The 25841-nt window shown below is 60.7% G+C and carries 22 protein-coding genes, 1 tRNA gene and 2 pseudogenes; 6 read left to right on the forward strand and 19 right to left on the reverse strand.

Features of this window, described 5'->3' with window-relative positions:
- Positions 1-55 precede the first annotated feature (55 nt).
- Positions 56-873, forward strand: a pseudogene (locus ACSSVY_RS08825) (IS3 family transposase); the annotation flags it as partial.
- A gap of 465 nt (positions 874-1338) precedes the next feature.
- Positions 1339-1674, forward strand: a pseudogene (locus ACSSVY_RS08830) (DUF3883 domain-containing protein); the annotation flags it as partial.
- 153 nt (positions 1675-1827) lie between these two features.
- Here ACSSVY_RS08830 and ACSSVY_RS08835 read toward each other — a convergent pair.
- The 7 genes from ACSSVY_RS08835 to ACSSVY_RS08865 all read right to left on the reverse strand — a co-directional run bounded on the left by ACSSVY_RS08835 (position 1828) and on the right by ACSSVY_RS08865 (position 5136).
- Positions 1828-1902, reverse strand: a tRNA-Phe gene (locus ACSSVY_RS08835).
- Positions 1903-1979: 77 nt separating this feature from the next.
- Positions 1980-2162 carry a DNA gyrase inhibitor YacG gene (locus ACSSVY_RS08840; protein WP_454269146.1) on the reverse strand — a complete coding sequence of 61 codons (183 nt, stop codon included), beginning with the start codon at positions 2160-2162 and terminating at the stop codon, positions 1980-1982.
- Complete coding sequence (locus ACSSVY_RS08845) at positions 2159-3184, reverse strand: ribonuclease E/G (RefSeq protein WP_454269148.1); 1026 nt, start codon at positions 3182-3184, stop codon at positions 2159-2161. Before ACSSVY_RS08845 ends, ACSSVY_RS08840 begins: the two co-directional genes overlap by 4 nt.
- Positions 3181-3759 (reverse strand): Maf family protein, encoded by a 579-nt coding sequence (locus ACSSVY_RS08850; RefSeq protein WP_454269150.1) that lies wholly within the window; start codon positions 3757-3759, stop codon positions 3181-3183. The genes ACSSVY_RS08845 and ACSSVY_RS08850 overlap by 4 nt, the downstream gene beginning before the upstream one ends.
- Complete coding sequence (locus ACSSVY_RS08855; protein WP_454269151.1) at positions 3756-3947, reverse strand: translation initiation factor IF-1; 192 nt, start codon at positions 3945-3947, stop codon at positions 3756-3758. The genes ACSSVY_RS08850 and ACSSVY_RS08855 overlap by 4 nt, the downstream gene beginning before the upstream one ends.
- Positions 3948-3949: 2 nt before the next feature.
- The gene (infA, locus tag ACSSVY_RS08860) at positions 3950-4168 is read right to left on the reverse strand and encodes a translation initiation factor IF-1 (protein ID WP_005978431.1); all 219 of its coding nucleotides are present in this window, start codon (positions 4166-4168) and stop codon (positions 3950-3952) included.
- An 83-nt stretch (positions 4169-4251) separates the two neighbouring features.
- Positions 4252-5136, reverse strand: coding sequence for a carbon-nitrogen hydrolase family protein (locus ACSSVY_RS08865; protein WP_454269157.1), 885 nt, complete (start codon positions 5134-5136; stop codon positions 4252-4254).
- 149 nt (positions 5137-5285) lie between these two features.
- Here ACSSVY_RS08865 and ACSSVY_RS08870 point away from each other — a divergent pair, with 149 nt between their 5' ends.
- Complete coding sequence (locus ACSSVY_RS08870) at positions 5286-5588, forward strand: type II toxin-antitoxin system Phd/YefM family antitoxin (protein WP_454269159.1); 303 nt, start codon at positions 5286-5288, stop codon at positions 5586-5588.
- Here the strand turns inward: ACSSVY_RS08870 and ACSSVY_RS08875 are convergent.
- A complete protein-coding gene (locus tag ACSSVY_RS08875) occupies positions 5551-6786 on the reverse strand; it encodes a urate hydroxylase PuuD (RefSeq protein WP_454269161.1) in 1236 nt (411 codons plus the stop codon). The two genes, ACSSVY_RS08870 and ACSSVY_RS08875, sit on opposite strands and share 38 nt — an antisense overlap.
- Before the next feature lie 154 nt (positions 6787-6940).
- Between ACSSVY_RS08875 and ACSSVY_RS08880 the strand changes: the two genes are divergently transcribed.
- Positions 6941-8338: a helix-turn-helix domain-containing protein gene (locus tag ACSSVY_RS08880; RefSeq protein ID WP_454269162.1), complete on the forward strand. Its 1398-nt coding sequence runs from the start codon at positions 6941-6943 to the stop codon at positions 8336-8338.
- Between the two features lie 356 nt (positions 8339-8694).
- On the opposite strand, the gene ACSSVY_RS08885 is transcribed toward ACSSVY_RS08880, so the two are convergent.
- From ACSSVY_RS08885 to ACSSVY_RS08895, 3 genes are read right to left on the reverse strand one after another with little or no spacing between them, the layout of a single operon-like run.
- Complete coding sequence (locus ACSSVY_RS08885; RefSeq protein WP_454269164.1) at positions 8695-9906, reverse strand: type II secretion system F family protein; 1212 nt, start codon at positions 9904-9906, stop codon at positions 8695-8697.
- Positions 9903-11357 carry a GspE/PulE family protein gene (locus ACSSVY_RS08890; RefSeq protein ID WP_454269166.1) on the reverse strand — a complete coding sequence of 485 codons (1455 nt, stop codon included), beginning with the start codon at positions 11355-11357 and terminating at the stop codon, positions 9903-9905. The genes ACSSVY_RS08885 and ACSSVY_RS08890 overlap by 4 nt, the downstream gene beginning before the upstream one ends.
- 3 nt (positions 11358-11360) lie before the next feature.
- Positions 11361-12002, reverse strand: a complete 642-nt coding sequence (locus tag ACSSVY_RS08895; protein WP_454269168.1) for a type II secretion system protein GspD — start codon at positions 12000-12002, stop codon at positions 11361-11363.
- Here ACSSVY_RS08895 and ACSSVY_RS08900 point away from each other — a divergent pair.
- The gene (locus ACSSVY_RS08900; protein ID WP_454269170.1) at positions 11974-12495 is read left to right on the forward strand and encodes a hypothetical protein; all 522 of its coding nucleotides are present in this window, start codon (positions 11974-11976) and stop codon (positions 12493-12495) included. The two genes, ACSSVY_RS08895 and ACSSVY_RS08900, sit on opposite strands and share 29 nt — an antisense overlap.
- 63 nt (positions 12496-12558) lie before the next feature.
- On the opposite strand, the gene ACSSVY_RS08905 is transcribed toward ACSSVY_RS08900, so the two are convergent.
- The 5 genes from ACSSVY_RS08905 to ACSSVY_RS08925 form a co-directional block, all read right to left on the reverse strand.
- Positions 12559-14484: a hypothetical protein gene (locus ACSSVY_RS08905; protein ID WP_454269172.1), complete on the reverse strand. Its 1926-nt coding sequence runs from the start codon at positions 14482-14484 to the stop codon at positions 12559-12561.
- Between the two features lie 52 nt (positions 14485-14536).
- Entirely contained in the window at positions 14537-15325 is a 789-nt protein-coding gene (locus ACSSVY_RS08910) for an SCO family protein (protein ID WP_454269174.1), read from the reverse strand.
- Positions 15326-15369: 44 nt separating this feature from the next.
- Positions 15370-17265: a multicopper oxidase family protein gene (locus tag ACSSVY_RS08915; protein WP_454269176.1), complete on the reverse strand. Its 1896-nt coding sequence runs from the start codon at positions 17263-17265 to the stop codon at positions 15370-15372.
- A gap of 630 nt (positions 17266-17895) precedes the next feature.
- Positions 17896-18675 (reverse strand): hypothetical protein, encoded by a 780-nt coding sequence (locus ACSSVY_RS08920; RefSeq protein WP_454269178.1) that lies wholly within the window; start codon positions 18673-18675, stop codon positions 17896-17898.
- A gap of 185 nt (positions 18676-18860) precedes the next feature.
- Positions 18861-19760, reverse strand: coding sequence for a hypothetical protein (locus ACSSVY_RS08925; protein ID WP_454269180.1), 900 nt, complete (start codon positions 19758-19760; stop codon positions 18861-18863).
- 255 nt (positions 19761-20015) lie between these two features.
- Between ACSSVY_RS08925 and ACSSVY_RS08930 the strand changes: the two genes are divergently transcribed.
- Positions 20016-21062, forward strand: coding sequence for a DMT family transporter (locus tag ACSSVY_RS08930; protein ID WP_454269182.1), 1047 nt, complete (start codon positions 20016-20018; stop codon positions 21060-21062).
- Positions 21063-21135: 73 nt separating this feature from the next.
- Here ACSSVY_RS08930 and ACSSVY_RS08935 read toward each other — a convergent pair whose 3' ends face one another.
- From ACSSVY_RS08935 to ACSSVY_RS08945, 3 genes are all read right to left on the reverse strand, one after another.
- The gene (locus ACSSVY_RS08935) at positions 21136-22365 is read right to left on the reverse strand and encodes a glycosyltransferase (RefSeq protein ID WP_454269183.1); all 1230 of its coding nucleotides are present in this window, start codon (positions 22363-22365) and stop codon (positions 21136-21138) included.
- 139 nt (positions 22366-22504) lie between these two features.
- Positions 22505-23992 (reverse strand): glycerol kinase GlpK, encoded by a 1488-nt coding sequence (gene glpK, locus ACSSVY_RS08940; RefSeq protein ID WP_454269185.1) that lies wholly within the window; start codon positions 23990-23992, stop codon positions 22505-22507.
- A gap of 95 nt (positions 23993-24087) precedes the next feature.
- On the reverse strand, positions 24088-25806 hold the full coding sequence (locus ACSSVY_RS08945; protein ID WP_454269187.1) for an ABC transporter substrate-binding protein: 1719 nt from the start codon (positions 25804-25806) through the stop codon (positions 24088-24090).
- Positions 25807-25841 lie beyond the last annotated feature (35 nt).

Consider the following 25841-nt stretch of genomic DNA (forward strand, 5'->3'; position numbering starts at 1 on the left):
AGTAAGGGGCTGGATAAGTAGAATTTTCTCGGCAAGATGAACGAGGAGATTTCGAATGAAGACAAGCAGATACAGTGAAGCGCAGATCATGGCGATCCTGCGCCAGGCCGAGGGCGGCGTGCCGGTGGCTCAGTTGTGCCGAGAGCATGGCATGAGTGATGCATCTTTCTACAAATGGCGGGCCAAGTATGGCGGGATGGATGCATCAATGGTCAGCCAGATGAAGGCGATCGAGGACGAGAACCGTCGCCTGAGGCGAATGTATGCGGATCTGAGCATGCAGAACGATCTGCTCAAGGAAGCCCTTGGAAAAATGTATGGTCATCTCAGCGCCGGGAGATGGCCGAGAAAGCGGTGGTACGACGAGGCGTCAGCATTGCGCTGGCATGTCGGGCGTTTGGCGTCAGCGAGACCTGCTATCGCTACAGCCCGAAACTGAAGGACGAGAACGAGGTGATCTCCGACCTGCTGGTCGGGCTGATCGATGCACGTAGAGCATGGGGGTTTGGTCTATGTTTTTTGCATCTGCGCAACGTGAAAGGGCATCCATGGAACCACAAGCGGGTGTATCGGATCTACTGCGCGCTTGAGCTGAACCTGCGCATCAAACCTCGGAAGCGGTTGCAGCGGGAGAAGCCTGAGGTGCTGGCGGTGCCGGACGCGCCGAATGTGACGTGGTCGATGGACTTCATGGCCGACAGATTGGGTGACGGCCGTGCGTTCCGCCTGCTGAACGTGCTGGATGACTTCAACCGCGAGGGACTGGGGATCGAGGTTGATTTCTCGCTACCCGCCGAACGGGTCATTCGCAGCCTGAACCGCATCATCGAGTGGCGCGGCAAGCCTGGAATAATCAGAGTTGATAATGACCCCCGCGCTGGAGGATGTAAATCTCGTTGTGGCTTGACCCCTTACGTCCACTGAGGCGTGACGTAGTGCCGAGTGCTTCGTCACGCTCCACCAATCTGGATTACCTCACACCATGAAATACGCGGAGTCGCCACTGCTGACACCTCCGCCGAAAATTTTGAAGTGGAAGAGGTAAAAGATCAGCCCAAAGTAGTAAAGGAAGCGGATGCCGGGGGCATTACGGAAGCGGAACCCAACAAGTTAGTCAAAAAGAAGGCCAGACAGCAAGTGGAATTGCCCTCTGAGGAGTTTCTTAGGGCGTCGGTTGAGCGCGAATTCGACGAGATATCCGTAGCGGCCCCGTTAGCCAGTCAGACACCGGAAAGGGCGAAGAAAAATGGGAAGCCCCGCGTCACACAGTCAGATTTCGCGGAGAAGGAGGTACGCAATCGAAAACTGGGAGAAGCCGGATAGTTCTTTGTATTTCAATATGAAGTACACAAACTCACGGCCGCCGGAATGGCGGATCTTGCAAAGCGAGTTCGGTGGGTATCAAAGGAGCTAGGCGATGGCCTAGGGTATGACATCAGATCATTTGACCTCGAAGGGAACGAATTGTTTCTCGAGGTTAAGACTACCACAGGCGGGCTGGCGACCGCCTTTTATGTGTCAAACAATGAAGTTGCTGTATCCGAGGAAAAGGCACAATCCTACCATCTGGTTCGGGTGTTCAATTTCCCAGACAAACCTCGGTTCTTTACGCTTTCAGGTCGCCTCTCCGAGACACTGAAACTCGAACCAACGTCTTATCGTGCAAGGGTCTGATTTTTTGGGCACATTCATCTGAATGCCCCGAAGAAAGAATTTATGGTCGAAAGTGCCTGTATGAATGATACCCCATTGATACCCCAGGTATAGTCACCAGATATCCAGAGATAACTTCATGGCACGTAAGTGTATGTTTTAATTTATTTAAAATGGTGCCCGGGGGCGGAATCGAACCACCGACACGAGGATTTTCAATCCACTGCTCTACCCCTGAGCTACCCGGGCATGGGAGAAGGCTTGGCCTTCGGGTGGATGCGTTCTAGGCGAGCGCGCGCGGGGTGTCCAGAGGGTATGAGCAAAATTCAATGGGGTTTTTGCAGCTCTTGCTCCAAGGCGTCGATGGCCTCTTCCAGATCAGGGGGCTCTGTGGAGGGAACAGCATAATCGCCCGCAAACCATTTACCCAGATCAATGTCAGCACAGCGCCGCGAGCAGAAGGGGCGGTAGGCGTGGTCAGTCTTTTTCTGGCAGATCGGACAAGTCATTTGAATAGGTCAGTCAGAGGCAGGCGGTCACGTTTGCGTTGCAACTCAAAGTGCCCCAGAGGTGTCCAGCCCACAAGGGCGGTTTCCGTCGCATCCTGACGAAACGTGGCGCGCAGAGCGGATTCGAAGGTGCGGCGGTCTTTTTTGGGCATTGGCGCAAGATCAAGAGTGATCTGCCCGCCCAAGCCCCGCAGGCGCAACTGGCGCGGAAGATCGCGGGCCAAGGCGATGTTGGCCTTGAGCCCCGCCGCAAGACTGGCGTCACCGCCAGTATTGACATCTACAGCCACAAGCGCCCGGGTAGGCTCGATATAATATGATCCGCCGCCAGGCAGGGGCACCTGAGGGTCACTGAGTGCCCCAATCTGGTCGAGCACGCCAGTTGTTGCGAAGGAGCCGGGGGTGGTCATCACATCGGCGGGAGCCACCCAGTCGCGCCACGCAAGGGTATGGGGGCCATCGCCTTCGGTCAGGGTCTCAGGCTCGGACCCTGTAGCATCGGCCAGAACGGCTTCGGCCAGCTCGCACATTGCGCGAATATCCTCGGCTATATCAGAGGCTTGGGCTGTTTCACATGAGGAGCGCAAGATCAGGCCCATCGTGCTCTGCCCCATCTCCGCGTGGGCAATTTCGAGGAGAGAATCGCGCAGGTCCTCGTCCTTAATCGAACGAGAGATATTGAGACCCGGCGCGTCAGGGGTGACGATTGCGTAACGGCTCTTGAAGAGAATATTGCTTGTCACAGGCAGCGCCTTGCCCGGTTCGGCATAGCCCGTGACTTGCACCAGCAGCGGTTGACCCGGGGCCAAGCCTTTGATCTGGCGCAGGAAAGCGGACCCATCCGGGGTACGCAGGAACATGCCGCCCTGGCCTTTGACGGGCCGGTCGGCGATGGCGCGATAGATGGCACCGGGGCGCGGTTGATCCGAGTCGATCAGCAGATCCTCAAGCCGCCCGCCGACCAACAGGGCCGCGGCCTCGGCGCCGTTCAGATGGTCGAGCGCGATGGTGCGCAGGGTCATGGGGTGTCCTTCCAGAGAGGGTAGCCTGCGGCGCGCAAGAGGCCTGCGGTCTCGGCCAGAGGCAGGCCGACGACGGCGGTGAAAGAGCCCTGAATCCAGGGAATTAGCGCTCCTGCGGGGCCTTGGATGGCGTAGCCGCCGGCCTTGCCCTGCCAGTCATTCGTGGCAAGGTAGGCGTTGAGGTCCTCATCCGAGAGGCGCTTCATCTGCACGGTGGTCACGACATCGCGCTCCCATATCCGCGCGCCACGCCGGACGGCGACTGCGGTAACCACACGGTGTCGCCGACCGGAGAGGGCGAGCAGGAATTGTGCCGCTTCGCCAACATCTTGCGGCTTGCCAAGAATGCGGCGACCAAGCGCCACGGTGGTGTCGGCGCAGAGCACAATATCGCCCTCATCCGCCGAAACCGCCCATACCTTTTGCCGCGCCATACGGGCGCAGTAGGGGCGGGGCAATTCGGCCTTGGCGGGGGTTTCGTCGATCTCGGGCGGGCGGATGTCATCCGCCACCACCCCGATCTGCGCCAATAGATCGCGGCGGCGCGGGCTGCCAGATCCGAGGATCAGTTTCATTCCGACTTTGCCTCATCTTGCATCATGGCGGCGCGTTCGCGCAGGCGCAAACCCAAGGAAAAGGCGGCAGCATCGAGGATCGCCTTAGCATGCGGATCGTTCATTTCCTGAGCTAATTCATGCACATAAGAGACCGCCTCTTTGGAGGCCGCCCGAAACGCCTGAACATACTCGGGGCTGCGCGCCAAACTTACTTGAAGCGATAGTTGATCCGACCCTTGGTCAGATCGTAGGGGGTCATTTCCACCTGAACTTTGTCGCCTGCAAGAACGCGGATGCGGTTCTTGCGCATTTTACCTGCCGTATGTGCGATGATCTCATGGCCGTTTTCAAGCTCGACCCTGAATGTCGCGTTGGGCAGGAGTTCCTTGACGACACCGGGAAATTCGAGCGTGTCTTCCTTGGCCATGGTCTCTCCTTGATATGGCGCCCCGCCGTTTTGCGGAACGCGCTAGTAAATGCGCCTGTTTTGCGCGGTTTTCAAGGGTCTAATCACCGCAGACGTTCAGATGTGACCGTGACGTCGCGCCCCTGTTGATCGTCCCAATGGCGACGGTTGAGGACGACCCCGTCGGCGCGGACATGGGCGATGCGGTCCAGATCGACCTCGGCATAGGTCCAGCCGGGGCGGTTGAGCGTGCCTTCGGCAAGGACGCCAGTGGGTGGGAAGCCTGTATCTGGTGGACCAAAGACGCCACCCATACCACAATTGGTGTCCACTGCCGGGGACCACGCCGCCGTGCCGACGGTCGAGGCCATCACCGCCACGCATTGCATTTCAAGCGCGCGGGCCATGGCCCCGATCCGGACGCGGGAATAGCCGGTCAGAGCCTCGGTGCAGGAAGGCACGAGGATCAGGTCAGCATCGGCCAAAGCCTTGCCCAGCAAAGGAAATTCGCTGTCGTAACAGATCAGGATACCGATCTTGCCCAGGCTTGTGTCGAAGAGGCGCAGAGGGCCGCCGGACGCAACATGCCATTCCTCGCGCTCGAAGCGGGTCATGATCTGTTTGTCCTGTGCGGCGCGCGCGCCGGTGGGGGTAAAGAGCATGGCGCGATTCACTGGGCGTGCTCCCAAATCCGGGTCGAACACGGGGGCAGACGCGCCCAAAATGTGTAGATCATGCTTGGTTGCAAGCTCTGCGTGCAGATCGTAAGCCTCTGACATAACGTCAGAAACAGCGTGCAAAGAGCGTTCCAGATCGCCTGCGGCCTCGGCCCCCGCGAGCATGGCCAATTCCATCGTGCCATATTCAGGAAAGACGGCAAGATCCGCCCCCTGCCCGGCCGCCTCGGCCACCCAATCGGTGAGTTTGCGGCGATACTCGGCCCAAGAGGTGAGTGCGTCGAGCGGATAGGCGGCGGTGGCGATTTTCATGCGGTGCGCTCCGGGGTGAGATCGGTTGTAACCTTTGTAAGGTTCTAGAGGTGATTTTGTAAGGTCTCGCATCGGTTTTGTCCCGGCCGATCGGTGGCGGCAACGATTTCTTAACCGGCGTCTGTCAGGCTCGCCTCATCGGGCAAGACATGAGGCGGGCAATGTATGACGAGATGCCGATTCACCGGTTGCGGGTCCGTCTGCGGCGGGTTGTGGATCATCTGGCGGCGGGCGGACGAAGGGTGATGGTGCTGCGCAACGGGGTGCGGGTGGCGGGCATTGTCTCGGTCAGCGATCTCGAGGCCTTGGAGAAGGCGGATCAGGCGCGCATGGAACATCACGAGTTGATGACGCAGGCGCGACTGCGGGAAATAAGCTGGTTGAAGGCGGGACTCGATTCGGCACGCTATGAGGCTAGGGTACGGCACGGCCCGCCCGGTACCAAGCGATGAGGGTGGCGCGCTCTGCCAGTTCCATCGCAGTGAGATTGGCGGGCGGCATAGCGTGGGAGAGACCGGCATGCAGGTAAAGGGCGCGGGCCTGCCGGGCGAGGTCGACGGGCGTTTCGAGAATCACGCCCTTGGGCGCGTGGATCATTCCGGGCCAGAGCGGTTCGGCCGCGTGGCACATGGCACAGCGCAGGGCGACAATTTCCTGCACGGTGTCAAAGCCGGGGGCCTCGGTCAGGCGGGTCTGGGCAGGGCTGAGGCGTGTGGTTTCGGGGGCGGTATCGGCGGGCGTCGGGCCGCCAAGCGCAGACAGCCAGACGATGGCGGCGAAGATCAGTGCGGTCAGCCCCCATGTCCACCAAGGGGGGCCGCGCCGGGCGTGCAGCGTGTTGAAGAAATGCCGGATGGTGACGCCCATCAGGAAGACAAGGGCCGCGATGAGCCAGTTGTAGCCCGTGGCAAAGGCGAGCGGGTAATGGTTGGAGAGCATCAGGAAGATGACAGGCAGGGTAAGGTAATTGTTATGGGTCGAACGCAGTTTTGCGATCTGGCCATAGCGCGCCTCGGGCCTGCGCCCGGCGCGCAGGTCGGCCACCACGATGCGCTGATTTGGCATGATGATGAGGAACACATTGGCGGTCATGATCGTGGCCGTGAAGGCACCCAAATGCAACATCATCGCGCGCCCGGTGAAAACCTGCGTATAGGCCCACCCCATGCCGGTGAGCAGTGCGAAAAGGAGCAGCATGAGCAGGGTGGGGCGCGCGGCAAGCCCGGATTTACAAAGCCGGTCATAGATCAGCCAACCGACACCCAGCGACGCCGCCGAGACGGCGATGCCCTGCCCCGTACTGAGCGGGCTCTCGGGGGCGAGCAGGTAGAGTTCCGCCCCGACCCAATAGACGAGCATGAGGAGGACCGCACCCGAGAGCCAGGTGGCGTAACTCTCCCATTTGAACCAGGTGAGGTGGTCGGGCATCTGCGGCGGTGCCACGAGATATTTGCGGATATGATAAAAGCCGCCGCCATGCACCTGCCATTCCTCGCCCTGCGCGCCATTTGGCAAATCCGGGGCGCGCCGCAACCCAAGATCGAGCGCAATGAAATAGAACGACGTGCCAATCCACGCCATAGCGGTGATGACATGCAACCAACGGGCGGCAAAGCCGGCCCATTCAAGAAGGATCGCCGGGTCTGGCATCTGCGCGCGCTCCTGATGGCGATGACTCTGTGTCTCAGCTTAGCGGTTGTGGCCGCGGTGTCTATGGGGGCGCGCGCGGCAAGGGCTTGCCTGCATGAATTTGCAAAGATACTCATTGCCGTATGCGAAACTGCAAAACGGGTGGGATCGAGCAATGGCGACGCAGAAACTCTATGCCGGGGCCAAGCTGCGCGAGACGCGGCAGCGGCTGGGCCTGACGCAGAAAGATTTCGCGGGCAAACTGGGCGTGTCGCTCCCCTATCTGAACCAGATGGAGAACAACAATCGTCCCCTGAGCACGACGGTGGTTCTGGCGCTGGCGCAGGAATTCGGTTTCGACGTGACGGAGTTGAGCACGGGCGATGCCGAGCGGATGGTGAGCGACATGCGCGAGGCGCTGGCCGATCCGGTGTTTGGCGACGATCCACCCCCCTTGGCCGATCTGCGGCTGACGGCGTCGAACGCCCCGGCGCTGGCGCGGGCATTTCTGGAATTGCACAGCGCCTATCGTCAAACCCACGAGCGGCTGGCCTCGCTCGACGAGGCCTTGGGGCGCGAGGATGCGCGCAGCCAATCGAGCCCCTGGGACGAAGTCCGCGATTTCTTTCATTACTGCGACAATTACATAGATGCGGTGGATCATGCCGCCGAACGCTTTGCCGAGGGCGGCGAGCGGCAGGGGATTTCCGAATTGGCTGCGGCACGGCTGGCGGGGCTAGGGATCACCGTGGTCGAGGCCGATACAGCGCAGTTGCGGCATTACGACCGCGATGCCGGGATTCTCACGCTGTCGTCCCGCGCGGCGCCAGAGAGCCGCCGGTTTCAACTCTTGTTGCAATTGGCCCTTGTGACGCAAGACCAACTCCTCGAAGCCACTCTGGATTTTGCGCGGTTTCAGTCCGAGGCGGCGCGCTCGATTGCCAAGATCGGGTTGGCGAATTACTTCGCCGGGGCAGCCATGATGCCCTATGGCCGGTTTCTGTCCGCAGCTCAAGAGGTGCGGCACGATCTGGAGGTGCTCGCCAACCGGTTTGGCGCGTCAATCGAGCAGGTTTGTCATCGCCTCTCGACCCTGCAACGTCCAGGGGCCAAGGGCATTCCGTTCTTTTTCGTGCGGGTCGACCAGGCCGGAACAATCACCAAACGGCATTCGGCGACGCGATTGCAATTCGCGCGATTTGGCGGGGCCTGTCCGCTCTGGAATGTGCATCGCGCGTTTGAAACGCCGGGACGGTTTCTGCGGCAATTGGCCGAGACGCCGGACGGGGTGCGCTATATCAGCCTCGCACGTGACGTGAGCAAACCTGGGGGCAGTTTCGGCGCGCCAGTGCGACGGTTTGCGATCAGCCTTGGTTGCGAGGTGAAACACGCGGGCGATCTGGTTTATGCGGATGATCTGGATGTGAGCCATGCGCGGGCCTTCGAGCCGATCGGCATTTCGTGCCGGATTTGCGAGCGGGCGGAGTGTCACCAACGCTCGGTCCCGCCGCTGGAGCGGCGGTTGCAGGTGACACCGGACGAACGCGGTGTGTTGCCGTATCGCGTGGGGTAGAATAGGGGAGCGTTGCGATGTGGCCTGAAGGGGACGTTGGCCTTAACTGGTGAGACGCGCGGTGCCCGTCCGCCGGGTGGGCGTTGCGACTTGGTCGGCTGGCACTTTATATCTGCCAAACACTCCCGCGATTTCAAGAGACTGCACCGTTGCAAAAGCGCCCGCCCGTCACGCCAGAGGCGTGCCGAGTTAAAGTGGCGCACCTACGGTGCGACGGGGCGGGTCATGCCGGAGGCATGCCTTCGGCATGACCGCTGCGCGGCGGCGCGTGCCGCGCCTTGACTCCGCGCTTTGGAGATTGGGGCAAATGGCCCCTTCAGCACAAAACCCGCCCCCTCCTGGCCAACCGGTATGACTTAGCCGACGGTCGCCTGCAGATCAAAGATCGGCAAGAGGATCGCCAGAACAATCACCAAGACAAGCGCCCCCACGATCATCATCAAGAGTGGGTCTATCAGCGCCGAGACGCGCTTGCGTTCATTGGTGAGCCAGGTTTCCACCAGCACCGCCGCGCGTTCGGTCATGCGGCCAAGACGGGCGGATTTCTCGCCGGCGTCAATGAGTTGGCGGCAGACGGGGGGGATGAGGCTCATGCGGGTGAGACCCTGACTGAGACTTTCGCCCGAACGCACCGCCTCGGCCAGATCGAGCGCTTCGGCGCGGAAACGGCGGATCACCAGCACGTCGCTGGCAGAGGTCACGGCATCGACAACGGTCTGGCGGCTGGAGATCACCAGCGCCAGCGTGCGCAAGTACTGCGCCGCCGCCGAGAGGCGCAGAAGACGGCCAATGACCGGCAGCGAGAGGGCAATGCCATGCCAACGGTCGAGCACGGCAGGAACGCGCAGAGCAAAGACAAGGCCGGTGATGCTGGCGGCGATGCCGATGGCGAGGGCAATCCAATGCGCCTGAATCCAATCGCTGATCGCCATGACGACTTGGGTCAGGGGGGGCAATTCGCGGCCAGAGACCGCGAACATCGCGGCAATCTCGGGGGCGACGTTGACCATCAGGATGCCGCAGACCAAGAGCGACACAGCGGCCACAAAGGCCGGGTAGATCAAGGCGGTGGCCAGTTGCGCGCGGTCGGCACCGACGGTTTCGAGATACTCGGCCAGCCCTTCGAACACCGCCGCCACGTCGCCCGAGGTTTCGCCCGCGCGCACCGCCGCGATGTAGAAGCGGGGAAAGCCCGCGTTGGCCTTGTCGAGCGAGACCGAAAGCGGCTGGCCGTCCATCAAGGCTGCCTTGGCCTCGGCCGCTGCCGCCTCGATCACCGGCGAGGTGCCGGAGGAGCGGATGGTTTCCAGCGACATTTCGGCGGAGAGGTCAGAGGACAGGAGCACCGCCATCTGGCGGGTGAAGACCGCGCGCATATCGGCGTTGAGCCGGGTGCGGCGGCTGCGCGCAAGGGTCAGCCCGCCGCCCTGCCGTTTGGCGGTGATATCCTCGGCAAAGAGGCCCTGACCGCGCAGGATGTCGGCGGCCTGTGCCTCGCTCTCGGCCACCAGAGTGCCACGCTTGCGCTGACCGTCGGCGTTGAAGGCGGTGTAGGCAAAGGCCCTCACAGCGCGTCGCCCACCACGCGCAACGCCTCGGCGAGGCTGGTTCTGCCGACCGAGACCTGATGCAGGGATTGGCCAAAGAGGGTCTGATCCGGGGCGAGCGCGACACGCTTCATCTCCATCTCGGACTGACCCTTGTCGATGGCGGCGCGTAGGGTTTCGGACACTTCGAGGATCTCAAACACGCCGACGCGCCCCGCATAGCCGGTGCCGTTGCAGGTGGTGCAGCCAACGGGGTGATGCACCACCTCGGGGATGGCCATGCCGGCGGTTGCAAAATGCGCGGCCTCCTCAGGCGTGGGGGGGGCCGCGCGGCGGCAGGTGGTGCAAAGCTGACGCAGGAGGCGTTGGGCGATGACACCGCGCAGGGTGGCGGCGATGAGGAAATCATCCAGCCCCAGATCGCGCAGGCGCACCACCGCGCCGACAGAGCCGTTGGCGTGCAGCGAGGAGAACACCAAGTGCCCGGTGAGCGAGGCCTGAGCCGCGACGCTGGCGGTTTCCTGATCGCGGATTTCGCCCACGAGGATGATGTCGGGGTCTTGGCGCAGAGCGGCGCGCAGACCGGCGGCAAAGGTCATGCCAATCTCGGCGTTGATCTGGCTCTGGCTGATGCCGGGGAGGTCGTATTCGATCGGGTCCTCGGCGGTGAGGATATTGCGGATCTCGTCATTGGCGAGTTGCAGGAGGGAATAGAGCGTCGTGGTCTTGCCCGAGCCGGTGGGGCCGGTGGCGAGGATGATGCCATTGGGCCGCGCGGCCATTCGCTCGAGCACCTCGATTTGATCGGCGCGCAGGCCAAGTTGGTCGAGCGGCATGAGGCCGGCAGAGCGGTCAAGCACCCGCATCACGACCCGCTCGCCATAGTTTCCGGGCAGGGTCGAGACACGCACGTCGATGGCGCGCCCACCCAAGCGGAGCGAGATATGGCCGTCCTGCGGCAGCCGCGTTTCGGAAATATCCAGTCCTGCCATGACCTTGAGCCGCGAGACCACGCGGCGCACCGGCAAATCATTCCGGTCGAGCACAGATTGCAACATGCCGTCCACGCGCATCCGCGCGCGCAGGCCGGTTTCATGTGGTTCAACATGGAGGTCAGAGGCCCCGGCGCGCACGGCGCGGCGCAAGAGCTGGTTCACTAGCTGGATGACCGGCGCTTCTTCGCCATCTTCGAGCAGGTCGCGCGGGCCGCGCCCACTGCCTGACCCCTCTTCGAGATCGAAGGCGAGATCGTCGGTGCCGGTCTCAGAACTTGTGCCGTCCTGATAGAGCATGGCCAGACGGGCCTGAAACGCCTCGGACGAGAGCGGCTCTGTCACAAGCGGTTGGCCCGCGCGGCGGCGGGCCTCGCGCAGGCCGAGCGCGGTTGCGCCGGGACCGATCAGGAGCCGGTCGCCCTCGACCAGGATCTGTTGATCACGGGCAAGGGTGAAGGGCAGGAGCGGCGCGGTCATGCTCTATCTATCCGCGAATGTCAGGGCCGATGGCAGGGGGGGAAAACGCCGGGTTTGAGCCGCGCTGTCGATGAAATCGGCATCGAAGGGCTGGTTGAGATTGGCGCCATCAAAGGGAAAGCTCGAATCGGGGACGCGCGGATAGGTGCCATCATCAGCGGGGGCGATGTAATCAGCGGCGCGCTTGGCCTCGCGCGCCAGACGCTTGGTCAGTTCGCGCGCCTCGTCGTCACTGGACAGGATGCGCGGGCGCAGCATCACCAGTAGAATACGCTGGTTCTCGTTAACCGAACGCCCCTTGAACAGCCGGCCCAAAAGCGGCAGTTCGCTCAGGCCCGGCACGCGCTGATTGACCGAGCCGGAGCCATTTTCCAACAAGCCGCCCAACATGATCACATGCCCATCGCGCACCAGCACATTGGTCGAAAGCTGTCGCTTCGACGTGATCTCGCCCCCCGCAGCGGAGGCTGCGTTCGTGAGGTTGGATACCTCTTGGTTAATCTCCAAACGCACCGTCTTGTCGCGGGTGATCTGTGGCGTGACCGTGAGTGTCAGGCCAACATCCTGACGTTGGATGGTCTGAAAGGGTTGGTTGGGCACGGCGCTGTCGCCGACGGTGGAAAAGCTGCCGGTCACAAAGGGCACGTTCTGTGAAGTTGAGCAGGACCGGACCATCAAACGCCATCAGATCCGCAAAGTTCACCTTTTGCGCGGTTTTGTTGCGCAGGGTGACGGCGGGCATCTGATAGTCCTGAAAACTGCGCTTGTATTGGAAACCATCCGGGCTCATCGCTATGCCGAGGGTGTTGCCATCGTCCATGCCAAGATGGTCGGGCATGCGGTGCGCTTCTGCGGCATGGTCGTGGTCGCCGTGGCCTGCCGTCGCGTCGTGGCCGGCAGTCATGTCGTGACCGGCTGTCGCGTCGTGGCCTGCGCTGTGATCGTCGTGGCCTGCCGAATGGTCTTCGGTTTTGACCGCGCCGTGGTCGTGGGTATGGTTTTCGGTTTTGTCGTGACCGGAATGATCGGCGGCGACAGGGCCCGCGAACGCCAAAAGCGCCAGACTGAGAGCACAGGCGGGCGCGGTGCGAAGGGCTTTTCTGATCTCGGCCATTTCAAGTCTCCGTCTAGAAAGTAATGTTTAGGTCAAATGTGGGCCCAGCGGCTTGGATGCCGCTGGACCCTTTTTTAAATCAACCGCTTAGTGGACGGACCACACGGCAGTATCATGGTGCAGCGCATCGAACTGATACATGCGCAACCGGCGAGACGGCTCGTAGCTGAACTCCACTTCGAGGTGGTGTTCACCGATACCATCGACGTTCACGTAGTCGTTCATCTCTTGCTGCATGCCACCCCAAGCGAACTCAAAATTGCTCGGAACTACACCGTTGCCATTGGCGACCTGCCATGACTGATCATTGACCGGCGAGTTGGGCGCCCCATCCGGACGGGTTGCCGGCGGCACGGGGATCGGACCACCGCCTGCGACGTGGATCCAGAAGTAGTTGCGGCCGAAGGTAAAGAGCGGACCTGCGCCCCCGCTCGGCAGTGTGTTGTGGAAGGTATTTTCCCAGCCACGCAGACCACCGAAGTCAACCAGAACATAGGCGTGCACGAAATAGTCGCCATTCAGGAGCTGAATGTTGACCTTGTCGCCGCGCGTGTCCCACACGCCTTCGTCCATGCGGACTTCGGCATCACCATCATGACCCTTGAGTTGGCCATAAATGGTGTTGTTGAGGAACAGAACCGTCACGTCGGCATCCGGGGCCATTTCATAGCCGGTGGGAAGTCTGCCTCGGTTCTTCCAGTCGTCAAAGGCCTGACGGATCAGGTGCATCTGCGCCTGAATGATCGACCCATTGAGACCGCCGCCAAAGTGCTTGTTGGTCCGGTTGATCGTCATGCCGCCCATTTCGCGGAACATCTGCCACATGCGCTTGGCCGGGGCGGTGTCACCGATCATGCCGATTGCAGCAAGTTTGGCCTCTTCGCTTTCGCGCGGATTCTCACCAAACACACCACTTTCTGCCGTGTTGCGCAGCGCGCCATTGCGCAGCGGAACCCGCATATTTTCCGTCACCTGAACCCGAGGCGGGTGCTGACGCCAGCCCCAATGGTAGCTGAGGTTCCAGAAGCGTGCCGGCGGCATCTTCATGTTGAGGGTGTATTCAAGCCCTTCCTGCATCGGGAAGAAGGTCTGGTCCATGCCAATGTTGGGAACGCGCGGAAACGCGGTGCCACCAGCGGTCATGTCCGGCCCACCTTCGGGAGTGAAGTCGAACTCGGTCCAGTCATCAAAGAACATGGCATAGGGCGCAAAGTCTTCGTGACCGCGGTTGAGGATCTTGACCACATATTTGATGGTCCATTCCTCGTCTGTCACCGCAATCGGATCAATGTAGGCGACATCCGACTCGATATGGCTGTCATACCAAAGCTGGTTGACAGTTACCGACTTGGTCTCGGGATCGACGACTTTGGTCTTGAGCCCGCCGAGATAGTGCAGGAGCGGGAAACCTTCGTATTCACGCTCGCTGAAACGACCCTGAAGCTCGTTGCCCTCAATGATATCGACGGCCCGCCGCGCCAGAGTACGCATTTCGCCCGGATTCACCCGGCGAGGATAGCTGTAGCAGTGCTGCGTACCACGGAAGTTGCGGCAAATCTGTTGCGGTTCCGAGATGGCCTCGAGCCGATCCATGATCCAGTCAAGGTCATCGGTCGGTGAGGTTTTGTCGATTTCCCGGATGACGGGATCGTCATGCAGGTTGTAGGGATTGTCCGGTGTCGAGGGCAGTGTGTTGGGGATCTCGTTTCCCCGGCACGTCTTGGCGTTCTCGAAGATGGTCGGCAGCATGTTGGGCGGATTGGTCCCAAAGCTGTCGCCTTCCGGAAAGACGGAGTAGCCATCCGCTGTGAGCAGGGTGGTGGTGTTCCCAACAGTCGTACGCGTTTCAAAGGGAACACGCGGCTGCTGGCCGCCGTTGGCATGTCCTGTCACATTACAGAACATGTTGAGGTCGAAGGGTGTCTGTGCCCAAGCGGGCGCCCCCCCAACCATGGCCGAGGCGGGCAATGCCATCACCGCAGCCAGTCTTATGGATTTACGAAACATTTTCATTGTCTCCGATTCAAAATACTGTTCTGGTGCCCCGGTTGCCCGGGGCCCGGGATCAGACTTCGCGGTTGTGGTTGCGCGTGTCTTTCATATCGAACACACGCGGACCGGCCCGGCGCAGCTTTTCGCCAACTTTTGGCGCAGGCTGCGGCATGACCCAACTGACACGGCTGGCGGCATCGTCGGCCCGGATGTCCCAAGGGAACGATCCCCAAAGGCCGGCGCTGCCATTGCCATAGAACACCACGTCCACCTTGCGCTTGCCGGGCAAGGTCGAGTGACTCATGCGATACATCCGGAAGGCGAGATCGGCGCAATGCTGCGGCGTACCCGTGAGGAAATGCCAGCCCTTGGGCGCACCGAGTTCCTGGGCATAGGCCTGCATGCGTGCAGGTGTGTCATGCTCGGGATCGCGGCTGATCGAGTACACGAACACATCGCGCCCGACTTTGTCGCCCAATTCTGCCACCACGTCGGACATGCGACGGGTGATCGGGAAATGCTCTTCATCCTTGAGGCTCATGAAGTGCATCATGACGACCTTGTTTTCGATGAAGCCCTCGTAAAAGGACATCCCGAGGCCGTCTTGGTTGACCATCATCACATTGGGGAACGAGTCGTTCACCGCAGAGTTGATGACCCCACCGCTGTTGATGGGATTGCAGAGAACCGGCATCTCGTTGGGATGCAGGGTTGCTTTGGTTTCGCGCAGCTTGGAGATTGCAGCTTTGCGTGCCTCATCAGCGCGCTCCTTGGAGTTTCCCGGCGTGGTATAGAACCCGGCGGTTATCCCAGCAGCCGCCGCGACCGGGAGACCGGCCATGAATTGACGTCTGTTTGTCATGTCTTTTCCTCTCTTTTTTCAGAGAATTCCTAGAAGGGATCCGCTCAGTCGCCGAGACCCGGCTCCACGATGTCCCACCGCATCATCATTGCGTGGTCTTCGTGTACGACGTTGTGGCAGTGCATAACGTGCTTGCCAAAGAAGTCGCGCCAGCGGCTAAAGAAGGTTACCTCGTCACCCGGCCCGAGCGAGACCACGTCCTTGCGGGCACGTTCTACCGCACTTGGCGGACGACCGTTGACCTCAAGAATCTGGAACTCTTCGAAGTGGGTATGAACAGGGTGCGCCCATGCGTTGCCCTCGTTGCGGAAGGTCCAGATCTCGGCAGAACCCTGCTCGATCGAGGCATCCACGCGGTTGGGATCCATCAGGCGACCGTTCACCGTCCACAGGCCGTTGTCGTAGTCGAATACGAACAAACGCTTGCGGCGGACTTCGGACATGCGGATTTCCGGAAGTTTGCGCATGGTGGCAGGAACGCGCGACGGATCGGGCTTTTTCTTACCTGTGCACCGGAATTCCATCACCGGCATCATGTTATCGCCTTCCAGCGTATAGCCGGTCGGACCTGCTCCATCGCCACGGATTTCCAGATCGTTCCAGACCTGAACCTTGTCGCCGTTCTTGTACTTCGAGAAGTCGATGATGACGTCAAAGCGGTTGGCGATCCAGAGGTCGATTTTGGGTTCAACGAGCGGTGCCTCAAGCAGGTTGCCGTCGTTGGACAGGATGATGAAGTCGTCGAAATAGGGCTCGCCACGGCCAGCCTTGGGAACAACCTTGAGCACCAGACGATAGAGACGCGACGGGCCGCCGTTGAGGAAACGGAAGCGGTATTTGCGGCGTTTCACATCAAGATAGGGGGTGATGATCCGGTTGACCGTAATCATGTCGCCCGTCATGCCCTGCGTAGTGTATTGCAGGCGGTTGGAGTCGAAGGAGTCCGGCGTGCCTTGCGAGTTGCCGACATCGACCGGCGCAGGGCGCGCTTCGGGGTGGGGTCCTTCACCATCCGGCGAGAAGAAGTCCCAGAGCCCCTGACCGTCTTGAGTGAACATCACGTCATGCACGATGAGCGGGATATCATACTCGCCCGAGGGAAGACGAAACGCCTTGGGATTGCGATCCCGCTCGTTGTTGGAATCCCGCTCATCGAACAGCAGGTAGAAGCCCGAGAAGCCCGCATAGACGTTGGTCGCGGTAAAATCGAGCCGGTGATCGTGATACCACAGGGTATTCATGATCTCGGGGTTGTCGAAATTCCACTCGAACGGCGAACCAGCCGGGATGTTGGCGTAATGGTGATCCCAGAATTCGCCGGGATTGAAAAAGTCCTGCGGGATACCGTCCGATTCAGAGGCGGTATGGCCGTTGTGCAGGTGGATAGTCGGCGAGGGCAGCGCGAATGTCAGATTACCTGCGCCAACGGGCGGCAGCAGGTTGTTCCGGCGCAAAAAGACCGGCTCGCCATACTTCGCCTGATAGGTCTCGCCCGGAATTATGCCGTTAAAGCCCCAGCTCCAAGAGCCCACATCGGGATCGCCAGCGCGTCCCACGGCATTGGGGGTGCCATCGCCATACGGGGGCTGCCAGTGGTACTTCCACCGGAATTCGGTCATCACTTCTTCGTAATGCTTCTGCGGCGGGAAATCGTCAAACCGCTGATGGCGCTCGGGCTCGATCGGCGGATCATAGGTGTTGGGATTGACCGGCTGCGCCACCGGCATGATGTTCAGTGGTGCCGTAAATGGCTCGACCGGCGGGCTTGATTGCACGGTAATGGTCGGCTCGAACGTGTCCGGGAATACGAGACCTGTTTGAGGTAGCCCGTCCGCGGCACTATCTGGCCACTGTTCAATCTCGACCGCTCCGACCTGCGATGCCACCGCTGTGGCGCCCGCAGCCCCTAGGCCGAGCTTTAGTGCGTCTCTTCGTTTCATGCTTTGTCCTCCAGCAGAAAAAGCTTGCGAAAATTACTGACGTCACGCTCCAGACATGACGCGATAAGCCCCGCGCCATCCATGCCGCGAGAAAGGAGGGCGAGTAGCCCCGAAAACAGGGCAACCGGTGCGGTTGCCGAATGTCAGGTCCGAGCGAACTTGATGCATCAAGTTCGAGCGAACGAGGTATGTCAGATCCGAGCGAACGCTATACGTCACGTTCGAGCGAATTCGATCAGCTAGGGATGACAGGCCGGAAGGGTGAGTAATGTTTGGCCCGCGCGGATCAGTGATCCGCAGATTTTGGTTAAATAGCTTAGAGCAATTGCTCCCCGATATGCGCACAAAGACACGCAGTATTTACGTTGATAGGTACGTCAAGAGCGCCAAATTGGCGCACCTAACAATGCCACTTCAACATGAAAGTTTGCATTGAACAATGATAACATTTTCGTGAGGATATCGTAATGTTACTTCGCGAGACCAAATATCGGAGTCATTTTCGTTAGTATGTTGATTTATAAAGGTTATTTTATTTCATATTCGCGGTCAAAACTGAAACAAATGGCCAATTAAAGATTAGATATATAGTCATCTTAAGAATTAAAGAGCTGTTCGAAAAAAAACTGCTCAGCCACGCCCCGTAATGCGTACGGAAATGGTCCGGCGCTGGCCCCCGCGCATGATCTCCACGGCAAATTCATCGCTCTCCGAAAGGATTTGTCCTGCGTTGGCAAGTGTTTCCGGATCGGAAACAGAATAGCCGTTCACCCGTAAAACCAGATCGCCGCGGCGCAACCCGATCAGGTCATAAACCTGCCCTTCGCGCACCCAGAGAATTTCCGGAAATATCTCTCCGGCGGCACCATTCGCCGACACCATCCGCACACTGCCCGCCCGTCCAAGAATGCGGTGCATGTCACTTCCGGCAAAGGCGCTGGCCGGGATCTCGGCCTCATCGGCCTGAACCGAGCTATTGCTCATGATCCGGGCCATCATTTCGTCAGGTGTTTCCTCAAAGGCAATCAGAACACGCTCTGTCTCACGCTCGATCCAGACACCGTCGGAGGCGATCTCGAGCACCGTTTCGCCGCCAATGAGCCGGTCACCGTTCCGGATCAGCCGGTCGCCATCAGAGGCCGTGAGAATGGCCCAGCCATTCTCTCCGCCCGCAACCAGCCCGACCAGTCGATACTTCTCGAGGGGCTTGGTCATGGCCGCCGCTTTGGGAGGGTCAGGCACATAGGGATCGAAGACCGTCGGCCAGTCCTCGGGCAGAGGAGCCTCTGACGCATTTTCGACCGCCGCGAGAGCAGCGGTGATCTGAACAGGTTCGGGCCGCTCGGCCCCCTGTCCCAACAGGGTCAGGCCGATCTGCCCCGCGCCAAAGCCGCATGCAATGGACGCCATCAATGTGAGGAGTCCCAGCCCACGCATCTGATCAGCCCTGATGATACAGAATGCGTGCACAGGTCGTGACAGGAGCAGCGCAGCGGGACATGGCAATTCCATCCTGACAAAGTTTGGGGCGGATCATGAAAAACATATGGTTCAACAGCGCGATGATAGCCGCAGCGACAAGACGCGACAACGGTTTATGCGCGGTCATCCTCGCTCATGGGCGCCACAGTCAAAGGCATCGACCAGGTTGCAGGGTCAGTGCACTCCGACGCAGGTCGCGCAAGGAGGATTTGGGCATGGAAGTGCCCTGTTGTCTCGACCCCCTCTGTGTCATGTCCGACGGCCTGCGCATTGGCGATGGCGCGGGCCTGTTCGGCTGGCCCCTCAAAGCGGCGATGGACGAAGGGGGGGATCGGCAGGCTCTGGACCACAAGACCGTGGGCACGCATGACCTCTGTCGCTTCAGGGCGTTCATTGCCCCGAATGGGCGAGGTCATCACCCAAGGCTTGACCGGGCCACAGGCAGCCAGCATCCGGTCCAACGCGCGCGGCATGAGTTGCGCCACGGACCCACATTCAACGATCAAATCGCAGCGCTCCAACTCTGCCGCAAGCACCTCTGAGGGGTCATCACGCTCCAGATCCTCGACACATCCGGTCTGAAAGAGACCGACGGCGCGCCCGTAGGCGACCGCATTTGGCATGACGTCTATAGCGGTGACATGGAGGGGCGGACCGGGGCGGCGCAGCGCCGCCAGCCAGTCACGATCCCAGGCAATAACCTCAGCAGGGGTTGCGGTCTCGAACTCGGGCTGGCGGTAGCGGGCAAAGACCTCTGCGAGGCTCAGTTCATGCGCCATGAGCGCCGAGACGATGCCGTAACTGCTGGCAAAATCAACGACTCTGGCCTTCCCAAGGCCGCGCAACCGCATCACCTCGGCCAGCCCCGCCCGAAAGGCCGCGACGGCATGATGCTGGTTGCGATAGCCAAGCCGGTCCATCATGCGGAAATAGGCGCGGCAATCGGCTTGATCGTAGGTCTCGTCAAAGATGGTGACGAAACCGGGTCCGGAGGTGTTGGCAGGGGCGGTCATCGGTGGATCACTCTATCGTCTGGGTCAGGCTTTGGCCCGCGTTGCGCGCAACTTTGCCTTGCAGACCAGCCATTACAATCAAAATCACGCAAACTTTCCAAGGTTCCCACGCAAGCGTGACGCAAAACGCGCGATTGAAACAATATTTCGCGGCACTCCAGGGATCGTGACCGAGCGTGCACAAGCGTTGGTTGCAAGATGCGCGCATCGGGCGCAATTTACGTGCAACAACAGTCGTTGGTTTAGGAATCCGCCATGAGCCATGTCAGCACGCAGACCATTCCCGACGCCTCAAAAGTGATGCTCGGGGCGACGCTCGCCTGGGTGGCGGTGCTGATCTACGCCTCGTCGAATTCTCTGGTGTCGCTCCTGGCAGACATTGGCTCGCAGAACCGGGTGATGGGGCGAAATGTCATCACCTATTGCAACCTGCTGTTTGTCGGATCGCTGATGTCTATGGTGCCGATGCTCCTGATGTTCTGGCGGGATTGGACATGGGACAACCTGCGCGCACTGACCAAGAAACACTGGGTCATTCTGACGCTCTCGGCGTTCTTTTCCTCGGCGCTGACGCCGGGGCTGTTCTTTTACGCGTTGGAACATACGACGGTGACCAATGTGGTGCTGATGGGCCGGATCGAGCCGCCGCTCTTTGTGCTGGCCGCCTGGCTGCTCTTGCGCGAGGAATTCGAGCCTTGGGCGTTTGTCGCCGGTCTCGTGGCGCTCTGCGGCGCGGCGGTGATGATCCTGATGAACAGCGCAGGCACGACGCTTGACCTTGGCAAGGGTGAGATTGGCGCGCTCTTGGCCACGCTGTCCTATATCGCCTCGACGTTGATCGCACGCACCGGGTTGCGCGGTATCCCGATGGGGATTTTCGCGATTTATCGCACCGCAGTGGGCACGACGTTCTATTTCTTTCTTGCAATCTACCTCTTCGGTCCACGCCATTTCGAGGATGTGTTTCACCCTGTCGTCTGGCAGTGGGTTTGGATTTATGCGGTGATCGTGGTAATCGGCGGGCAATTCGCCTGGGCGCTCGGACTGAAATACGCGCGCTCGGGCGATGTATCGCTGGCCACGTCCTTTTCACCGCTGGCGGCGATCCTGATTGCGATGGTGATGCTGGGCGAAGACCCGGGTCCGGGCCTGATTCCCGGCGGAGCGGTTATTCTCGTCGCCGTCGGGATTGGGCAATATGGCCGTCTGCGTCGCCGTCACCGGGATGACGGCGTTATGCGCAAACAGGCGCAGGATCGCGCGCTGGAACATGAGGGCGAGGTTAATTTCAAAGGGGCCTGAGTGCATTGCCCAAAAAGGAACACCCCCATCTTGGGGAGGGTTGGCATTCAGTCAGGGCGGGACAACGTCTGTCTTAGAAATTACCGACCGACGGGTGCCGCTGAGGCATGATCGGACCGATCGTTGGGCGCAAGGCATCCGGCAGTGACGTGTAGCTCTGGAAGAGTTCACGCGACGGCTTGGGCAGCGCGAGCGACGCACCGGTCAAAAGCTCGAGCGCCTCATGCTTGAGGGCCAAGCCGTCGCTGACGTCTGGCACCATGTCAGGCTGAAAGCCGGTAATCATGCGCCCGGACTCGTGGACCGGCATCAACCACAAATCACCGGGAAGATATTCGAGCGCCGCCTCATAAAGGCTGACCGCCTCAGCCAGCGCATTGCCGCCGCCCGCGCGCGGATAGGGGGCCAGCATGCAAAGCCCTGTCGCATTGGCATGAGGTGTAAAATCGCACGCTGCCTCAAGCGGGCAGACGGAGACCGTGGGATAAGCAGAAAGCGAGTCCTGAAGCAGCCGGGAATCCGCGCTCGCGATATCCTCAAGGTAGATCGTGGCGCGCACCCCAGCCGACAGCCGGTGCACCATGGCGGCGAGCGCATGGTGGATCACCTGCCCGCCGTTCTGCGCCAAAACGACCATTTCGCGCGTAAGGAGCCTGCTTTGCCGGCTGAGAAAAAAGGCGAATATCTCTTCGGCCATGCCGTTGTAATGGACGACATCGCGGGTATCGTGGACGATGCGGCCAATATCCACCTCGGCCACGTCATATCCCGCCGCGTGCACCCGCAGCATCACGTCGATATCAGCGGCGTAGTTCCCGATCAGATTCTGATGCGCGATGAGTGATCGGTCAAAGGCATAGATCCCCGAATTGGGAGCACGCAGGCACGAGAGACCCGGAAACATCTGCCGCAGGGCGGGCATCACGAGAAGGCGGGTCATGGGCATGTTATCGGCAGGGTCGTGCCAGACGCCTTTGACCAATCCCACGCCGGGCGCGCGTGCGGCAGGCATGCGGGCGAACAGATCAGTATCGAATTTATCCAGATCCGCGTCGACCTTCATGACCCAATCATGACGCGCGGCGGCGACACCGGCACGAACCGCGTGACCCATTCCCGTACGCGGCTCGGAAATCACGGTCGCGCCAGATGTCCGAGCCACCTCAGCGGTTGCATCGGTCGAGCCGTTGTCGACCACCACAACCTCGCCCACATCCGGCATGTCCGCGAGAACCGACACCACGCGGGCGATGGTCTGCGCCTCGTTTCGAGCTGGGACAATGACGCTGACCGGGCTGGTCATTTTGACTCCTATGGCGAGAGGCAACCACTCAGATCTTGGACAAATCTAGTATGTAGCCGATCGGTTAACAACACATGACGGTTTCACGAGAGTAAAATCTCTCGTGAAGTTGTGTAACCCGAACTTGTCCCGCGCACATCTAAAAAGACAGCGTGGCCTCTATTGCACGTGCCCAGCCTGCGACTTTTGTTTCGCGCAGATCCGCTGACATCGTCGGCAGGAACTGCCGCTCCAAGGCCCATGTTGCTGCAAATTCAGCCTGATCAGGGTAAAGACCGATGCGCATACCCGCCAACCAAGCCGCGCCAAGGGCCGTGGTTTCCAACACCTCTGGGCGATCCACCGGCGCGTCGATAATGTCTGAAAGAAACTGCATCGCCCAATCTGACGCACTCATGCCACCATCCACCCGGAGCACCGCATCCGCTCCCTGCCCCGCCCAATCGTCGCGCATGGCCTGAAGCAGATCGCGGGTCTGAAAGCCCACGCTCTCAAGCGCCGCGCGGGCAAGCTCGGCGGGGCCGGTGCTGCGCGTGAGGCCAAAAATTGCTCCCCGACAGTCAGGCCGCCAATAGGGCGCGCCAAGCCCGGTAAAGGCGGGCACGAGTACGACAGTCTGATTGGGATCAGCCTTTTCAGCGAGAGGTTGCGTTTCGCTCGCGTGGCGGATCATCTTGAGCCCGTCGCGCAGCCATTGCACCACGGCGCCTGCGACAAAGATCGAGCCTTCGAGCGCATAGGTGGGTTTGCCATCCAGTTGATAGGCGATGGTGGTGAGCAGCCGGTTTTGCGACACAACCGGCGTGTCGCCGGTGTTGAGTAGCGCAAAGCAGCCGGTGCCATAGGTGGATTTGAGCATCCCCGGCTTAAAGCACGCCTGCCCCACGGTGGCCGCCTGCTGATCGCCCGCGACACCGCGAATGGGGATTTCGCGGCCAAAGAGATCGGCGCGCGTGTGGCCATAGTCATCGGCGCTGTCGCGCACTTCTGGCAACATCTGCATGGGGATTTCGAGCAGATCACAGATTGTCCTGCTCCAGCGCCCCTTGCGGATGTCATAGAGCAAGGTGCGCGCGGCGTTGGTGGCGTCGGTGGCATGGACGCGACCGCCGGTGAGTTTCCAGATGAGATAGCTGTCGACCGTGCCAAAGAGCAGATCGCCCGCTTGGGCGCGGTCGCGCGCACCCGCGACATGATCGAGAATCCAGCGCAGTTTCGTGCCGGAGAAATAGGGATCGAGCAAGAGGCCGGTGCGCCCCGCAACCATCGGCTCGTGCCCTGCGGCGCGCAACTCGGCGCAATAGTCCGACGTGCGCCGGTCCTGCCAGACAATCGCGCGGTGGATGGCCTGCCCGGTGTGGCGGTCCCAGACCACGGTCGTCTCGCGTTGATTGGTGATGCCGATGGCGGCGATATCCGCGCCGGTCAGACCGGCCTTTTCGATCACCGCGCGGCAGGTGCCCGCCGTAGTCGACCACAGGTCATTGGCGTCATGCTCCACCCAGCCCGATTGCGGGAAATGCTGGGCAAACTCCTCTTGCGCCGTGGCCGTGATCCGCATGCCCTCGTCAAACAGGATCGCGCGGCTCGAGGTGGTGCCCTGGTCGATGGCGAGGATATGGGTCATGGGGTGGGTCCGTTTGAGAAGGCGGTCATCCTCGGGTCAAGCCAGAGGATGACAAAAGGTATCGGGGCGCGCGGCACGCGCCCCGATGAGTGTCGTTACTGCCAGGACTTGATCAGCTCGTCATAGGCAATCGTGACCGGCTCTTCGTCCTCGTTCTCAAGCTTGGCCTTGGGCGCACCGGGCTGGCTCAGCCAATGCTCGGGGTCCATTTCCTCGTTGAGTTTGGGGCCGATGTCGCCTTGGATGCCGGCGCGCTCAAGCCGCTCGAGCACGCGTTCCTGATCCGCGCAGAGCGCATCGAGCGCCTCTTGCGGGGTCTTGGCACCCGACATGGCGTCGCCGATGTTCTGCCACCAGAGCTGGGCCAGTTTCGGATAGTCAGGCACGTTGGTGCCGGTGGGCGACCACTGGACGCGCGCGGGCGAGCGGTAGAACTCCACGAGACCGCCCAGTTTCGGCGCGCGCTCGGTAAAGCTCTCGTGCTGAATGGTCGACTCGCGGATGAAGGTAAGGCCGGTGTGGGCCTTTTTCACATCCACGGTTTTCGAGGTCACGAACTGCGCATAGAGCCAGGCCGCCTTGGCGCGGTCCACAGGCGTGGATTGCATCAGGGTCCAGCTACCGGCATCCTGATAGCCCACTTTCATACCCTCTTCCCAATAGACACCATGCGGGCTGGGGGCCATGCGCCACTTGGGCGTGCCGTCCTCGTTCATCACCGGCAGGTCGGGTTTCACCGACGCGGCAGTAAAGGCGGTGTACCAGAACATTTGCTGCGCGACATTGCCCTGCGCCGGGATCGGACCCGCCTCAGAGAAGGTCATGCCAGCGGCAGAGGGGGGCGAGTATTTCTGAAGCCACTCGATCGCCTTGGTCACGGCATAGACCGCTGCGGGCCCATTGGTTGCGCCGCCACGGGCCACGCAAGAGCCAACCGGCTGGCTCTGTTCGTTCACGCGGATGCCCCATTCGTCGACCGGCAAGCCGTTGGGTTCCCCCTTGTCGCCCATGCCGGCCATGGACATCCATGCGTCGGTATAGCGCCAGCCAAGGCTCGGGTCTTTCTTGCCATAGTCCATGTTGCCAAAGACTTCGCCGTCAACACCGAGATGGCTGAGGTCACGGCCGGTGAAGAATTCGGCAATGTCCTCATAGGCCGACCAGTTGACCGGAACGCCCAGATCATAGCCGTATTTCTCTTTGAAATCGGCCTTGTTCTTGTCGTCGTTGAACCAGTCGTAGCGGAACCAGTAGAGGTTGGCGAATTGCTGGGTCGGAAGCTGATAGACCTTGCCATCGGGGCCGGTGGTGAATGAGAGGCCCACGAAATCGTCGATGTCGAGCGTCGGGCTGGTCACATCCGCGCCCTCGCCCGCCATCCAGTCGGTCAGGTTGCGCACCTGCTGATAGCGCCAATGGGTGCCGATGAGGTCACTGTCATTGACATAGCCGTCATAGATATTCTCGCCCGACTGCATCTGGGTTTGCAGTTTCTCGACCACGTCACCCTCGCCGATCAGGTCATGCGTGACCTTGATGCCGGTGATCGCGGTAAAGGCCGGGGCCAGCACCTTGGATTCGTAGCTGTGGGTGTCGATGGTTTCCGACACGACCTTGATGTCCATGCCCGCAAAAGGCTGGGCCGCGTCGATGAACCACTGCATTTCCGCCTCTTGCTCGGCGCGGCTGAGCGATGACAGATCGCCGATTTCCGCGTCGAGAAACGCCTTCGCCGCCTCCATATCGGCGAAGGCGGGCGAGGCCATCAGGCCCAGCGACACCAGCGCGGTGGTTGTTTTCATTCGCAAGTTCATGGTTTCCCTCCCTAGGTGAACTTTGTTGGTGATTG

This window comes from Roseovarius sp. MBR-51, from assembly GCF_053628575.1.

Coding starts and splice junctions, on each gene's coding strand:
- ACSSVY_RS08840 (WP_454269146.1), bottom strand. CDS start 2,162: ATGACTTGTCCGATCTGCCAGAAAAAGACTGACCACGCCTACCGCCCC.
- ACSSVY_RS08845 (WP_454269148.1), bottom strand. CDS start 3,184: ATGACCCTGCGCACCATCGCGCTCGACCATCTGAACGGCGCCGAGGCC.
- ACSSVY_RS08850 (WP_454269150.1), bottom strand. CDS start 3,759: ATGAAACTGATCCTCGGATCTGGCAGCCCGCGCCGCCGCGATCTATTG.
- infA (WP_005978431.1), bottom strand. CDS start 4,168: ATGGCCAAGGAAGACACGCTCGAATTTCCCGGTGTCGTCAAGGAACTC.
- ACSSVY_RS08865 (WP_454269157.1), bottom strand. CDS start 5,136: ATGAAAATCGCCACCGCCGCCTATCCGCTCGACGCACTCACCTCTTGG.
- ACSSVY_RS08870 (WP_454269159.1), top strand. CDS start 5,286: ATGAGGCGGGCAATGTATGACGAGATGCCGATTCACCGGTTGCGGGTC.
- ACSSVY_RS08875 (WP_454269161.1), bottom strand. CDS start 6,786: ATGCCAGACCCGGCGATCCTTCTTGAATGGGCCGGCTTTGCCGCCCGT.
- ACSSVY_RS08880 (WP_454269162.1), top strand. CDS start 6,941: ATGGCGACGCAGAAACTCTATGCCGGGGCCAAGCTGCGCGAGACGCGG.
- ACSSVY_RS08890 (WP_454269166.1), bottom strand. CDS start 11,357: ATGACCGCGCCGCTCCTGCCCTTCACCCTTGCCCGTGATCAACAGATC.
- ACSSVY_RS08905 (WP_454269172.1), bottom strand. CDS start 14,484: ATGAAAATGTTTCGTAAATCCATAAGACTGGCTGCGGTGATGGCATTG.
- ACSSVY_RS08910 (WP_454269174.1), bottom strand. CDS start 15,325: ATGACAAACAGACGTCAATTCATGGCCGGTCTCCCGGTCGCGGCGGCT.
- ACSSVY_RS08915 (WP_454269176.1), bottom strand. CDS start 17,265: ATGAAACGAAGAGACGCACTAAAGCTCGGCCTAGGGGCTGCGGGCGCC.
- ACSSVY_RS08920 (WP_454269178.1), bottom strand. CDS start 18,675: ATGGCGTCCATTGCATGCGGCTTTGGCGCGGGGCAGATCGGCCTGACC.
- ACSSVY_RS08925 (WP_454269180.1), bottom strand. CDS start 19,760: ATGACCGCCCCTGCCAACACCTCCGGACCCGGTTTCGTCACCATCTTT.
- ACSSVY_RS08930 (WP_454269182.1), top strand. CDS start 20,016: ATGAGCCATGTCAGCACGCAGACCATTCCCGACGCCTCAAAAGTGATG.
- ACSSVY_RS08935 (WP_454269183.1), bottom strand. CDS start 22,365: ATGACCAGCCCGGTCAGCGTCATTGTCCCAGCTCGAAACGAGGCGCAG.
- glpK (WP_454269185.1), bottom strand. CDS start 23,992: ATGACCCATATCCTCGCCATCGACCAGGGCACCACCTCGAGCCGCGCG.
- ACSSVY_RS08945 (WP_454269187.1), bottom strand. CDS start 25,806: ATGAACTTGCGAATGAAAACAACCACCGCGCTGGTGTCGCTGGGCCTG.